General features: G+C 66.6%; 13 protein-coding genes. 8 read left to right on the top strand and 5 right to left on the bottom strand.

The window, feature by feature from the left end; genetic code table 11:
- Window positions 1-174: 174 nt before the first annotated feature.
- Together AC5Y2L_RS27155 and AC5Y2L_RS27150 are read left to right on the top strand one after the other, a co-directional pair.
- Window positions 175-1,533 (top strand): ABC1 kinase family protein, encoded by a 1,359-nt coding sequence (locus AC5Y2L_RS27155; RefSeq protein WP_499939411.1) that lies wholly within the window; start codon window positions 175-177, stop codon window positions 1,531-1,533.
- Window positions 1,534-1,588: 55 nt separating this feature from the next.
- Complete coding sequence (locus tag AC5Y2L_RS27150; protein ID WP_499939413.1) at window positions 1,589-2,344, top strand: YebC/PmpR family DNA-binding transcriptional regulator; 756 nt, start codon at window positions 1,589-1,591, stop codon at window positions 2,342-2,344.
- A gap of 12 nt (window positions 2,345-2,356) precedes the next feature.
- Here the strand turns inward: AC5Y2L_RS27150 and AC5Y2L_RS27145 are convergent, their stop codons facing one another.
- The 3 genes from AC5Y2L_RS27145 to AC5Y2L_RS27135 are packed head-to-tail and all read right to left on the bottom strand — an operon-like array spanning window position 2,357 to window position 3,554.
- On the bottom strand, window positions 2,357-2,863 hold the full coding sequence (locus tag AC5Y2L_RS27145) for a DUF2617 family protein (protein WP_499939415.1): 507 nt from the start codon (window positions 2,861-2,863) through the stop codon (window positions 2,357-2,359).
- A gap of 44 nt (window positions 2,864-2,907) precedes the next feature.
- Window positions 2,908-3,312 (bottom strand): type II toxin-antitoxin system VapC family toxin, encoded by a 405-nt coding sequence (locus AC5Y2L_RS27140; RefSeq protein WP_499939417.1) that lies wholly within the window; start codon window positions 3,310-3,312, stop codon window positions 2,908-2,910.
- Window positions 3,309-3,554: an AbrB/MazE/SpoVT family DNA-binding domain-containing protein gene (locus AC5Y2L_RS27135; RefSeq protein ID WP_499939419.1), complete on the bottom strand. Its 246-nt coding sequence runs from the start codon at window positions 3,552-3,554 to the stop codon at window positions 3,309-3,311. The genes AC5Y2L_RS27140 and AC5Y2L_RS27135 overlap by 4 nt, the downstream gene beginning before the upstream one ends.
- Before the next feature lie 129 nt (window positions 3,555-3,683).
- On the opposite strand from AC5Y2L_RS27135, the gene ruvC reads away from it, so the two are divergent.
- The 5 genes from ruvC to AC5Y2L_RS27110 all read left to right on the top strand — a co-directional run bounded on the left by ruvC (window position 3,684) and on the right by AC5Y2L_RS27110 (window position 7,090).
- Window positions 3,684-4,238, top strand: coding sequence for a crossover junction endodeoxyribonuclease RuvC (gene ruvC / locus AC5Y2L_RS27130; protein ID WP_499939464.1), 555 nt, complete (start codon window positions 3,684-3,686; stop codon window positions 4,236-4,238).
- Window positions 4,235-4,822: a Holliday junction branch migration protein RuvA gene (ruvA, locus tag AC5Y2L_RS27125; RefSeq protein WP_499939421.1), complete on the top strand. Its 588-nt coding sequence runs from the start codon at window positions 4,235-4,237 to the stop codon at window positions 4,820-4,822. Before ruvC ends, ruvA begins: the two co-directional genes overlap by 4 nt.
- On the top strand, window positions 4,819-5,889 hold the full coding sequence (gene ruvB / locus AC5Y2L_RS27120) for a Holliday junction branch migration DNA helicase RuvB (RefSeq protein WP_499939423.1): 1,071 nt from the start codon (window positions 4,819-4,821) through the stop codon (window positions 5,887-5,889). Before ruvA ends, ruvB begins: the two co-directional genes overlap by 4 nt.
- Before the next feature lie 9 nt (window positions 5,890-5,898).
- A complete protein-coding gene (locus AC5Y2L_RS27115) occupies window positions 5,899-6,285 on the top strand; it encodes a DUF1304 domain-containing protein (RefSeq protein ID WP_499939424.1) in 387 nt (128 codons plus the stop codon).
- Window positions 6,286-6,409: 124 nt separating this feature from the next.
- Window positions 6,410-7,090: a hypothetical protein gene (locus AC5Y2L_RS27110; RefSeq protein ID WP_499939426.1), complete on the top strand. Its 681-nt coding sequence runs from the start codon at window positions 6,410-6,412 to the stop codon at window positions 7,088-7,090.
- A gap of 64 nt (window positions 7,091-7,154) precedes the next feature.
- On the opposite strand, the gene car is transcribed toward AC5Y2L_RS27110, so the two are convergent.
- Window positions 7,155-10,664 carry a carboxylic acid reductase gene (car, locus tag AC5Y2L_RS27105; protein WP_499939428.1) on the bottom strand — a complete coding sequence of 1,170 codons (3,510 nt, stop codon included), beginning with the start codon at window positions 10,662-10,664 and terminating at the stop codon, window positions 7,155-7,157.
- Between the two features lie 160 nt (window positions 10,665-10,824).
- Complete coding sequence (gabT, locus tag AC5Y2L_RS27100; RefSeq protein WP_499939430.1) at window positions 10,825-12,165, bottom strand: 4-aminobutyrate--2-oxoglutarate transaminase; 1,341 nt, start codon at window positions 12,163-12,165, stop codon at window positions 10,825-10,827.
- A 176-nt stretch (window positions 12,166-12,341) separates the two neighbouring features.
- Between gabT and yajC the strand changes: the two genes are divergently transcribed.
- A complete protein-coding gene (gene yajC, locus AC5Y2L_RS27095) occupies window positions 12,342-12,725 on the top strand; it encodes a preprotein translocase subunit YajC (protein WP_499939431.1) in 384 nt (127 codons plus the stop codon).
- The last annotated feature ends 29 nt before the right edge of the window (window positions 12,726-12,754 follow it).

The following is a 12,754-nucleotide window of genomic DNA, read 5'->3' as shown; positions in this document are numbered from 1 at the left end:
AGCCCTCGCGAGCTTTCGGGTGAAGCCTGGCATTTGCGCGTGCAGCCTGGGCGCAGATTGGCGCTTGGTGCCCGCCGTACGCTCACGCCGAAAGCCGTCAGTTCACACCAAAAGCCGTCAATCACACTGAACGCGCGCTCTCGTGATCAGACGCCCGCCATGCATGATGTGTGCATGGCCGACATCGTGCGGGGCCGATTGGGACGCGTGGCAAAGCTGGCGAGCCTTCCGGCGGGCGCGGCCGGACGCGCCGCTCTTGGCGTGGGCAAGCGAATGAGCGGCAAGTCCAAGGAAGAGGTCAACGCGGAACTTCTCGAGAAAGCCGCAGACGAGTTGTTCCAGGTGCTGGGCGAGCTCAAGGGCGGCGCCATGAAGGTCGGCCAGGCGTTGTCGGTGATGGAGGCCGCGATACCACCGCAGTTCGCCGAGCCGTTCCGCGAGGCCTTGGTCAAGCTGCAAACCGAGGCCCCTCCGCTACCGGCAGCAAAGGTGCACCGGGTACTCGACGCCCAGCTGGGCACCAAATGGCGTCAACGCTTCGACTCCTTCGACGACGTCCCCGTCGCCTCCGCAAGCATCGGGCAGGTTCACAAGGGCAGGTGGAACGACGGGCGTGAGGTCGCCGTCAAGGTCCAATACCCCGGCGCCGACGAGGCGCTGCGCGCGGACCTCAAGTTGATACGACGGTTCTCCTGGCTCGCCAAGCAGATTGCGCCGCGCGCAGATGTGGACCGCCTCGTGGCAGAGGTCAGCGAGCGCATCGAAGCGGAGCTGGACTACCGCCAGGAGGCCGACTACCAGCGCGCCTTCGCAAAAGCCTTTGCGGGCGATCAGAAGTTCTGCGTACCAGCAGTCGTCGCCAGCGCGCCAAAGGTCATCATCTCGGAGTGGATGGAGGGCAAGCGTCTTTCCAACATCATTGCCGAGGGCACCCCGGACGAACGAAATACCGTGTGCGCCTTGCTCGTCGAGTTCACGGTGAGCTCACCGGCGCGCGTCGGACTGGTGCACGCCGACCCTCATCCGGGCAATTTCATGATGATGGCCGACGGCCGCCTGGGAGTCATCGATTTCGGTGCCGTCTCCGCGCATCCCGGCGGCGTGCCCGCCGAATTCGGTGAACTCCTGTGCTGGGCGCGGGACGAACAGTGGGATGAAGTAATCCGGTTGTTGAAGAAGCTCGGGTTCATGCCGCGCGACTACGACCTGACTGCCGAGCAGGTGGTGGAGTACATCGGACCGCTGTGGGCCTATATCGACCCGCTGCGGGCCGGCGAATTTCATTTCACCCGTAAGTGGTTCCAGAAGTCGGCATTGGCCACCACTGACCCGCTCCGGGAGGGATTCGGCGAGCGGTTCAAGGTGGCCCGTCAGTTGACCATCCCACCCGGGTACGTGATGTTGCTGCGCACTTTGGGTGGTCTGCTCGGTGTGGCCGTGCAGTTGGACGCGCATGTGGACTACGCAGCGGTGGCCGAGCGGTGGTTACCGGGGTTCTTCCCGCCGGGCGACCGCCCGCAGCCGTCCACGTAGACTCGTCTGGCGAACTTATCGAGCCATAGAACCAGAAAATAAGAGGTAGTAGGGGATGAGCGGCCATTCCAAGTGGGCCACCACCAAGCACAAGAAGGCCGTCATCGATGCCCGCCGCGGCAAGATGTTCGCCCGGCTGATCAAGAACATCGAGGTCGCGGCCCGGGTCGGGGGCGGTGACCCCGCGGGCAACCCGACGCTCTATGACGCCATCCAGAAGGCGAAGAAGAGCTCGGTACCCAACGACAACATCGAAAAGGCCCGTAAACGTGGGGCCGGTGAAGAGGCCGGCGGCGCGGACTGGCAAACCATCACCTACGAGGGTTACGCGCCCAACGGCGTCGCGGTGCTGATCGAGTGTCTGACCGACAACCGCAATCGCGCCGCCAGCGAGGTGCGCGTCGCGATGACGCGCAACGGCGGCACCATGGCCGACCCGGGGTCGGTGGCGTACCTCTTCTCCCGTAAGGGTGTGGTGACGCTGGAGAAGAACGGCCTGACCGAAGACGACGTGCTGATGGCGGTGCTGGACGCCGGGGCCGAGGACGTCAACGACCTCGGCGACAGCTTCGAGATCATCACCGAACCAGGAGATCTGGTGGCGGTGCGTACCGCTTTGCAGGACGCCGGTATCGACTACGAGTCCGCCGAAGCCAGTTTTCAGCCGTCGGTGAGCGTTCCCGTCGACGTCGAGGGCGCCCGCAAGGTGTTCAAACTGGTCGACGCCCTGGAAGACAGCGACGACGTGCAGAACGTCTGGACGAATGTCGACGTGTCCGACGAGGTGCTGGCCGCCCTCGACGAGGAGTAAGCGCGGGCCGGCTCAGGGGTGCCAGCGGCTCGCGGTGTGCACCAACGTGCCGCCGTACCCGCAGCCCTCGGGGTATAAATGCCACGTTTGCCAGCGCCAGCCGGCGCCGTCGGGCTCGGCGGCCAGCGCGGTCAGCGCCGCGTCGTCGCCGGGGAACATGCCGCCTAGCCAACCGGTTTCGGTCGTGCAACGCCTGCGGAGATCGGCGGCGATGCTGCGGAACGTCGTCTCGTCGTGCGTCTCCGTCCGTGATTCCAGCGAGTAGCCCGGCGCGTCGGTGTACTGGGGCAGGCGGCCGTCGCCGCCGGCGGCGCACGAAACCTGCTCGGAGAAACGGCATCCCGGGTGCTCGACGGTGACCACATGCGATGCGCCGAGTACCCCGAGCAGCAGTGCGCCGCGGTCGGGGTGGTCCAGTCGGCAGGTCGCCAACGGCGCGGGCGCTGGCACATTGAGGGCGAGCCCAAGCTTCGTCCCGGATACATCGGCCGGAGCCACGGCGAGTTGATGAAGTGGCACCGGCAGTTCCTTCCTAGCGCGCTTCAACTTAACAGCCTGGCTCGTTATGTCATGAGCTCGAACTCGAGTTGCAACGACTCGTATGTAGTAGCCGCCCGCACATCCCTGGTCAACAGTGTTGCCCCAGCAGCTTTGGCCGTGAATCCAACCAGCGCGTCGTATGCCGCGCCACCAGTGATACCGCGCTTGGCAAGGTGCTCGATCAAGCCACGATGTGAGTTGCTGTCGAGCGTCAGGTAGGCCGTGGAGGTGACATTCGCCAAGTAGGCGTGGACGACAACAGGATTAACGCGATGCGGCGGCGGAAGACGTGTCAAAACAGAATAGGTCTCCAGTACCGTGTGTGCGATCAAATGGACACCACGGTTGAGCGCATGCACCGCCGAGTCATGCGCCTCGTGCCATGTGGCGAATCCGGCAATGAGAACGCTGGTGTCTGGTGCCATCACCGCCGTACGCGATCAAGCGTTTCCCGAACGATTTCGTCGGTCAGCGGAGGCAGGGGACGTTCCGGTCTGGCGACGAGGACGGAACCGTCGCGAACCAGGTCGACGTGGGTGGGTGCCGGCTCAATCTCGATGCGGCCATCGCGCTCGGTGATTTCCACCTGATCATTGCCGCGCAATCCGAGGCGGTCGCGGATCCGCTTGGGGATCACCAAGCGCCCCGCTGCGTCGATGGTCGTGCGCATGGTAGAAAATCTACCATTCACGACGCCGCCCTGACCGCGTGTCCTACCCGGCGCTGTCGGTGACGGCCGTTAGGCTATCGAACAGCTGTTCGTACCCAGAGCAATCTTCCTACGATGCGGGAGCGTGCGATGCGAGTGATGGGCGTCGATCCCGGCCTGACGCGATGCGGGCTGTCCGTCGTGGAAAGCCGAAGCGGCCGGCAGGTGGTGGCCCTGGATGTCGACGTGGTGCGCACACCATCGGACGCACAGCTGTGCCAGCGCCTGCTGAGCATCAGCGACGCCGTCGACCACTGGCTGGACACCCATCATCCCGACGTGCTGGCCATCGAGCGGGTGTTCTCCCAGCACAACGTGTCGACGGTGATGGGTACCGCCCAAGCCGGGGGCGTGATCGCGCTGGCGGCGGCCAAACGGGGCATCGACGTGCACTTCCATACCCCCAGCGAGGTCAAGGCCGCGGTCACCGGCAACGGCGCCGCCGACAAGGCCCAGGTCACCGCGATGGTCACCAAAATCCTTGCCCTGCAAGCCAAACCGACGCCCGCTGACGCAGCGGACGCGCTGGCGCTGGCGATCTGCCACTGCTGGCGGGCGCCGATGCTCGCCCGGATGGCCGCGGCCGAGGCTCTTGCCGCCCAGCACCGAAATGCCTACCTCGCCAAGTTGAAGGCCGCGCGATGATCGCCTCGGTTCGCGGTGAGGTGCTCGAGGTGGCGCTCGATCACGCGGTGATCGAGGCGGCCGGCGTCGGCTACCGGGTGAATGCGACGCCGTCGACGCTGGCGACGCTGCGGCAAGGAACTCAGGCCCGGCTGATCACGGCCATGGTCGTGCGTGAGGATTCCATGACGTTGTACGGGTTCTGCGACGGGGAGACCCGCGACCTGTTCCTGACGTTGCTGTCGGTTTCGGGCGTGGGTCCCCGGCTGGCGATGGCGACGCTGGCCGTGCACGACGCCGCCGCCTTGCGGCAGGCGCTGGCCGAAGGCGACGTCACCGCCCTCACCCGGGTGCCCGGCATCGGCAAACGCGGCGCCGAGCGCATGGTGCTGGAACTGCGCGACAAGGTAGGTTCGGCCGCGGTTAGCGCACCGGCGGTCAATGGACATGCGGTGCGCAGCCCGGTGATCGAGGCTCTCGTGGGCCTCGGATTTGCCGTCAAGCAGGCCGAGGAGGCCACCGACCGGGTGCTGGCCGGTGATCACGACGCGACGACTTCCGGTGCCTTGCGCGCTGCGCTGTCGCTGCTAGGAAAGTCGAAATGAACACCGATTCCCCAGAGTCCTCCGATCCGGAGGCCCGAGAGATTTCCGGGACGCTGTTGTCCGGTGAGGGCGACATCGACGGGAGTCTGCGGCCGCGTTCGCTGCGGGAGTTCATCGGCCAGCCGCGGGTGCGCGAGCAGTTGCAGCTGGTCATCGAGGGGGCCAAGAACCGCGGCGGCACACCGGATCACATCCTGCTGTCCGGCCCGCCGGGGCTGGGCAAGACGTCGCTGGCGATGATCATCGCCGCTGAGCTCGGCTCCTCGCTGCGGGTCACGTCCGGGCCCGCCCTGGAACGCGCCGGTGATCTGGCCGCGATGCTGTCCAACTTGGTGGAGCATGACGTGCTGTTCATCGACGAAATCCACCGCATCGCCCGGCCCGCGGAGGAGATGCTCTATCTGGCGATGGAAGACTTCCGCGTCGACGTGGTCGTCGGCAAAGGCCCTGGGGCGACGTCGATTCCGTTGGAGGTGGCACCGTTCACGCTGGTCGGCGCGACCACCCGGTCCGGTGCGCTGACCGGTCCGCTGCGCGACCGCTTCGGCTTCACCGCCCACATGGATTTCTACGAGCCCGCCGAACTGGAGCGGGTCCTGGCCCGCTCCGCCGGAATCCTGGGCATCGAGCTGGGTGCCGAGGCCGCCGCGGAGATCGCCCGACGGTCCCGCGGCACGCCGCGGATCGCCAACCGGCTGCTGCGCCGGGTCCGCGACTTCGCCGAGGTGCGCGCCGACGGCGTGATCACCCGCGATGTCGCCAAGTCCGCGTTGGCGGTCTACGACGTCGACGAGCTTGGCCTGGACCGCCTGGACCGGGCGGTGTTGTCCGCGCTGACCCGCAATTTCGGCGGCGGACCGGTCGGGGTGTCGACGCTGGCGGTGGCGGTCGGTGAGGAGGCCGCGACCGTCGAGGAGGTGTGCGAGCCGTTTCTGGTCCGGGCCGGTATGGTCGCCCGTACCCCGCGCGGGCGCGTCGCCACCGCCCAGGCATGGACCCATCTGGGCATGATTCCACCGGTCGGCGTCACAGGTTTCGGGCAGCCGGGGCTGTTCGATAGCGATTAGGAGGCAGTCGTGTTGATCGCCGGATTGATATTCGCCGGGCTGGCCGCGCTGCTACACGTCTACATCTTCACCATGGAATCGCTGACCTGGACCTCGCCGCGCACTCGCGCCACGTTCGGCACCACGCCCGAGGAAGCCGAGACCACCAAGCTGCTCGCATTCAACCAGGGCTTTTACAACCTGTTTCTGGCTGTCGTCGCCGGTGTCGGTATTGCCGCGGTCGCGCTGGGGCACAAGGCCGTGGGCGCCGCGCTCATTTTGGCCGGCGTGGGATCGATGGGATTGGCCGCGGCGGTGTTGCTGGTCTCGGCGCGGGACAAGGCGCGGGCCGCGTTGGTTCAGGGCCTTTTCCCGGTGATCGCGACGGTGCTGGTGGCAACAGCGCTCGCCACGTAACGTTTTGCCACATTGATAACACCAGCCTCATCAGCCACGAGAGATGCGGTTTTGGGCGCGGTATAGCCGCTTCGGCGTCCCTGCGCCCGGGTACTCCAACCCGGTATCGAAGCGAGGAGATGTCATGAAAAGTGTCGAAACCAATCCCGGACGGCTGCGGATGCCGCGGTCCCGCGGCGCGGTGACCGGGCTGATCCTGGTCCTCCTGGGCGCCTGGGGTGCGCTGATTCCATTCGTCGGTCCCCAGTTCCACTTCGCCTACACGCCAGACCGGGCCTGGGCGTGGACCGCGGCCCGCGGCTGGCTGGAGGTGCTGCCCGGGGCGGTAGCCGTGGTGGGTGGGCTGCTGCTGATCGTCTCCGGAAACCGCGCGAGCGCGATGGTCGGCGGGTGGCTGGCCACCCTCGCGGGTGCCTGGTTCGTCGTGGGCGGTTCGCTTGCCCCGGTGCTGCACCTCGGGTCCGTCGGCGACCCGGTGGCCAGCACGGATCGCAAGCGGGCGGCGCTGGAGATCGCGTACTTCTCCGGGCTTGGTGCGCTAATCGTCTTCCTGGGCGGGGCCGTGCTGGCCCGCCTGGCCGTGCGGTTGGCCCGCGATGTGCACCCGGTGCAACCCGCCGAACCCGCAGCGGCACCGGCCGGCGAACCGTACTACTCCGGTCTCGAAGAGCCGCCGCGAGAGGTGGCACCGGATGCGGAGACCCGGCCGCGGCTGGAAACGTCGCCGCGACCCGCGCGGGCCCGCCGGAGCTTCCGCCGACAGCGCGAAACGGCGGCAGCCGGGTGGCCGCACCCGCAGGGCTGAGTCACTGACAGCAAAGGCTTGGAGAAAACGGATGTTTTCTCCAAGCCTTTGCGTGCTGTGCCGGTCAGAGCAGGCCGAGTAGTCGTAGGTCGCTGACGTACTTGGCGATGATCGGCGGCGTGATGTGTGGAATGTCTTTGTCCGGGCCGATTTTCGCGTCCTGGACCGCCGCGCGGAACCGGTCGGTGGGTGCGATCGATCCGTTGATCGGCTTTTGCGGCTTCTGGTAGTTGTGCAGCAGCGGCAGCAGCGAGCTGTTGCGCTGCTTTTCGGGCAGGCCGCGCAGGGCCGTCTCGAACCGCTCCAGCCACTGGCCGTAATCAGCGATGCGCTGAATCGCACACCCATCGGAGATCAGCCAGTCGACGAACTCGTCCATGCCGATGCCGTCGTCATAGGGGTTCATCACGTGGTAGGTCTGGAACCCGTCGCCGCTGTGCGCCCCCAGTACGGAGATGGCCTCGGCGATGAATTCCACCGGCAGTCCGTCGTAGTGGGCGCGTTGGCGGTTGCCGTCGGCGTCAAGTTCGTAGAACGAACCCGGCGCGACGCCGCTGGCGACCAGGGACAGCATCATGCGCGTGAACATGTCGGGCAGGTTGAGCTGACCGGCCCAGGTGGTGTCGGCCAGGATCATGTCGCAGCGAAACACCGCCACCGGTAGCGCGCACAGGTCGTGGGCTGCACGCAGCAGTACCTCGCCGGCCCATTTGCTGTTGCCGTAGCCGTTGGCGTAGCCATCGTTGATGGCACGCGTCGCACTGATCACCCGGATGTCGGCGTCCTCGGTGAACTTGCCGGGGGCGATCTGATCGCCCACCCCGATCGTCGACACATACGTGTAGGGCTTTTGCCTGCTGGTGAGCGCCAAGCGGATCAGCTCGGCGGTGCCCAGGGCGTTGGGTCCGAACAGTTCGCTGTACGGCAGGACGTGGTTGACCAGGGCGGCGGGGTCGACGATCACGTCGACGGTGTCGGCCAGCCGTTGCCAGGTCGCGGGGTCCAGGCCCAGGTCGGCCTCGCCCTTGTCCCCGGCGAGTACCTCGAGGTGCTCAGCAAGCTGACGGTAGTGGGCCAGCAGCTTGGGGTCGCCGCTGTCGAAGGTGGCGTCCAGCCGGGCGCGCGCCTCCTGGTCGCTCTTGGCCCGCACCAGCGCGACCACCTTGCCGTCGACCAGCGCCATCCGCTCGAGCCATTCCAGTGCCAGATACCGACCCAAGAAACCCGTCGCACCCGTCAACAGCACGGTGCGCACCTCGGAGCTCGGCGCGGGTAGTCCAGGCGCGGCGGCCAGGGTTTCCGCGTCGATGAACTTGTCCAAGGTGAGGTCGCTGGCGTGTACCTCGACCGCATCGCGGCCGTGTACCGAGGCGAACGACGGCCGCTTGGAACCGGCGCGCTCGGCTTCGATATAGGCGGCGATCGCGGCCAAATCGTTGGCCGGGCTTACGATTACGCCCACCGGCACGTCGACGTCGAAGATCTCGTGCAGCAGGTTGCCGAATGTCAACGCGGACAACGAGTCTCCGCCCAAGTCGGTGAAGTGAGCATCGGGGGACAGGTCGGTGGCCGCGCTGCCCAGCAGCGCACCGGCCGCCCGGCTCACGGTTTGCAGCACTGGCGCGTCGGCGCCGCTGCGGCGCAGCTCGTGGAGCTCGTTGGCCTGGCCTGCGGCCAGCTCGGCGTAGAGCTGCTCCAACCGCTCGCCGTAGTGTTGCTTGAGCTTCGGCCACGCCAGCTTGCGGATGCCGGTCAGCAGTCCGTTCTCCAGCGTGAAGGGCGTTGTCTCGATGATGAAGTCACGCGGCACCTCGTAGGACTGCAGCCCGGCTTCCTTGGCGACCTGCTGCAGCGAATCGGCGATCATCGGCTTGAGCGTCTGAATGTCGTTGCGCGCCAACGCCTCCTCGGTGGGCACCACGACCGCCAACAGGTACGGGTGCGCGCTGTTGCCGTAGACGTAGATCTGCCGGACCAGCGGGCTGTTGCCGAACACCGCCTCCAGCTTTGCGACGGTGACGAACTCGCCCTGGGCGAGCTTCAGCACGTTGTTGCGGCGGTCGACGTACACCAGCCGACCGGGAGCCACCTCGGCGACGACGTCCCCGGTGCGGTAGTAGCCGTCCTCGTCGAACACGCCGGCGGTAATCTCGGGCCGCTTGTAGTAGCCCGGGAACATGTTCTCGGTCTTGAGCAGCAATTCGCCGCGCGGGTGCGGCCGGTCGGTGGCGAAATAGCCCAGGTCCGGAACGTCGGCCAACTTGTAGTCGATCACCGGCGGGCTTTGCACCTCGCCGTCGAAGAGGACCATCCCGGCCTCGGTGGAGCCGTAGCCGTCCAGCAGATGCATGTCGAGCAGCGATTCGACCCAGGCCTTCAGGTCGGGGGACGTGGGCGCCGAGCCCGTCATCGCGAAGATGAACCGGCCACCCAAGAGGTAGTTGCGTTGCTCGTCGAGTACCTCAGCTTCCGCGGCCGCGCGGTCGGCGCCCTCCGCAATCCGGCGCTCGACCTGCCGCTGGTATTCGCCGTACAGCGTCTCCCAAATGCGTGGCACGAAGTTCAGCTCGGTGGGCCGCACCAGTTCGAGGTCCTCCAGCAGCGTCGAGAGGTCGCTCTTGGCCGCGAAGTAGGCCGTGCCGCCGTTGCCGAGCGTGCCGTAGAGGATGCCGCGTCCCATGACGTGGCTCATCGGCATGAAATTCAAGGTGATCGACGCGGCGGTTTCAGTGAACCAGTTCCGGCTCGACCGGCACCACATCTTGCCGACTTTGCTCTGCGGATACATCGCACCCTTGGGTGCGCCGGTGCTGCCGGAGGTGTAGATCAGCAGCGCCAGCGAGTCATCGCCCTCGTCGGGAACCGCGACCGGCGCAGAAACCGTCGGCAGCCGCCTGCCGCGGTCGAGCACCTCGGCCAGGGTTTCGACGCTGACGCCGGTGCCAGCCAGGCGCGCCCGCGCCGCGTCGACGGCTTCGCGCTGGTCGTCGACCTCGGCGTGGTAGTCGAACACCACCAGCTTGGCCGGCGCAGGACCGGTCAGGATCAGCTCGACAGCGTCGGACAGCTGGTTCACGCTGGCGGCAATGACGCAGGGCTCGGTCTCGGCGACGATCGGCTGCAGCTGGGCGATCGCCGCACTGGTCTGCAGCGGAACGGAGACAGCACCGACTTGGGCCAGCGCCACGTCGATGGTGGTGAAGTCCACGCTGTTGAAGCCCAACACGGCGACGCGGTCGCCGGGCCGCACAACGTCGTCGGTCAGCGCACGCCCCAAGGCGCCGGCCCGCTTGTCCAGCTCGCGGTAGCTGATGGTCTCGAAGCGGGGGCGCAACTCCATGACCGTGCGTCCGGTCTTCGGGTCTTTGACGAATTCCACCACGCGCTGGCCCAGGGCCGGCCGGTCGGCGTAGCCCTCCAGCACGGTCTGGATGATCTGCGGCAGTGTCAAACCGGGCTGCTGCAAAGCCGCGGCGACCGCTGGATCTGGTCTGGCTGCGGCGAACTGCGGGTCGTTGGCGATCAGGTTCTCAATGCGGCGGTCGAGCCGCTGGTCAGAAGTGGTAATCGACATAAACAGTTCCTTGCAATCAGAGAAGTTCGGATGCTTGCGCCGCGATGCGCTGACCTATAGAACGTTAGCCAAACTAACGGTATTCCTCAATGAGCAAGCCCTGCCAATCGGCTGTGAGTTGCGCCACCGTCGTGCGCATCAGGGCACGCTCGACGTTGCCTCAGAGGTCGGCGAGCAGCCCCGCCATGATGTCGAGACCTTCGGTCAATAGCTCGTCGCTGATGGTCAGCGGCGGCAGCAGCCGGATGATGTTGCCGAACATGCCGCAGGTCAGGACGATGACGCCGGCGGAGTGGGTCGCGGTAGCCAGGTTGAAGGTCAATTCGGGGTCGGGGTCGGCCGTTCCCGATTTCACGATCTCGATGGCGATCATCGCGCCGCGACCTCGCACGTCGCCAATGCGGTCGTCGGCGGCCTGCAAGCGCGTCAGCCGGTCCATCATCAACCGTTCGATCTGCTGAGCCCGTTCGATCAGGCCGTCGCGTTCGATGGTCTCGATGGTGGCCAGGGCGGCGGCGCAGCAGACCGGGTTGCCGCCGAAGGTGCCGCCCAGGCCGCTGGTGTGCGGGGCGTCCATGATCTCGGCCCGGCCGGTCACCGCCGACAGCGGCAACCCGTCGGCAATGCCTTTGGCGGTGACGATCAGGTCGGGTTCGATGCCTTCGTGCTCGCAGGCGAACATCGCGCCGCTGCGCGCAAACCCGGTTTGCACCTCGTCGGCGATGAACACCACACCGTTATTGCGGCACCAATCCAGCAGGGACGGTAGGAAGCCCTCTGCGGGAACAATGAAGCCGCCCTCGCCCTGGATCGGCTCGATGATGACGGCGGCCAGATTGTCTGCGCCGACCTGGTTTTCGATGCTGCTGATGGTTCGGGCGGCGGCCAGTTCACCGTCGGTGGCCAGCTCCTTGTCGATCAGGCCGTCCCGGTACGGATAAGACAGCGGGGCCCGGTAGATCTCCGGCGCGAACGGGCCGAAGCCGCTCTTGTACGGCATGGATTTGGCGGTGAGCGCCATCGCCAGGTTGGTGCGGCCGTGGTAGGCGTGGTCGAACGCCACCACCGCGGTCTTGTGGGTGTATGCGCGGGCGGCCTTGATGGCGTTCTCGACCGCCTCGGCGCCCGAGTTGAACAGCACCGAACGCTTCTCGCCGCTGCCTGGGGTGATCCGGTTTAGCTCCTCGGCGACGGCGACGTACTCCTCGTAGGGCGTCACCATGAAACAGGTGTGGGTGAAGTCGGCGACCTGTTGCCGGACCGCGTCCACCACCCGCGGCGACGAACTGCCGATCGTGGTGACGGCGATGCCGGACCCCAGATCGATCAGCCGGTTGCCGTCGACGTCCTCCAGGATTCCGCCGGCCGCGCGGGTCGCGAACACCGGCATGGTGATGCCCACGCCATGCGATACCGCGGCCACCCGACGTTTGGTCAGCTCCAGCGATGCGGGACCGGGGATTTCGGTGACCAGATGGCGAGTCTGCTCAAGGCTGGCCACTAAATCCTCCTCACCGCGGGCATGCCCGCCACCGCCGAAGAAAGCGCAAATAGAGCCTAGCCGCTAGGCGGGTCTGGGCGGGCGACAGCGGGCGATCAATGGCTCGCCGCCGCGCCTGCCAGACTGGACGGGCACACTGGACGGTTGACGAGGTAACTAGGAAGATAGGCGCGTCGATGAATAGCTTGGTTTTATTCCTGCCGTTCCTGCTCATCATGGGTGGGTTCATGTGGTTCGCGGCGCGCCGCCAGCGGCGTGCGATGCAGGCCACGATCGACTTACACGACTCGTTGCGTCCTGGAGACCGGGTGCACACCACGTCGGGCCTGGAAGCCACCGTCACCGCCATCACCGACGACACCGTTGACCTCGAAATCGCACCCGGAGTGGTGACCACCTGGATGAAGCTGGCGATCCGCGACCGGATCCTGCCGGACGAGCCCGACCTTGACGAGACAGACCAGCTGCACGACGTGCCAGACCCCGGCGAGGACTTGGCCGAGAATCCCGGTGAGGCCGAAGCGGCGACCACCGAGAGCCGCGCGAGCAAGGATTCCTGACTCAGGACTCGCCGATTAGGCGCTTGCCC

Source organism: Mycobacterium sp. NGS66 (genome assembly GCF_059812225.1).
Note: the sequence above shows the minus strand (reverse complement) of the source record. Positions and strands in the feature narration are given on the sequence as shown.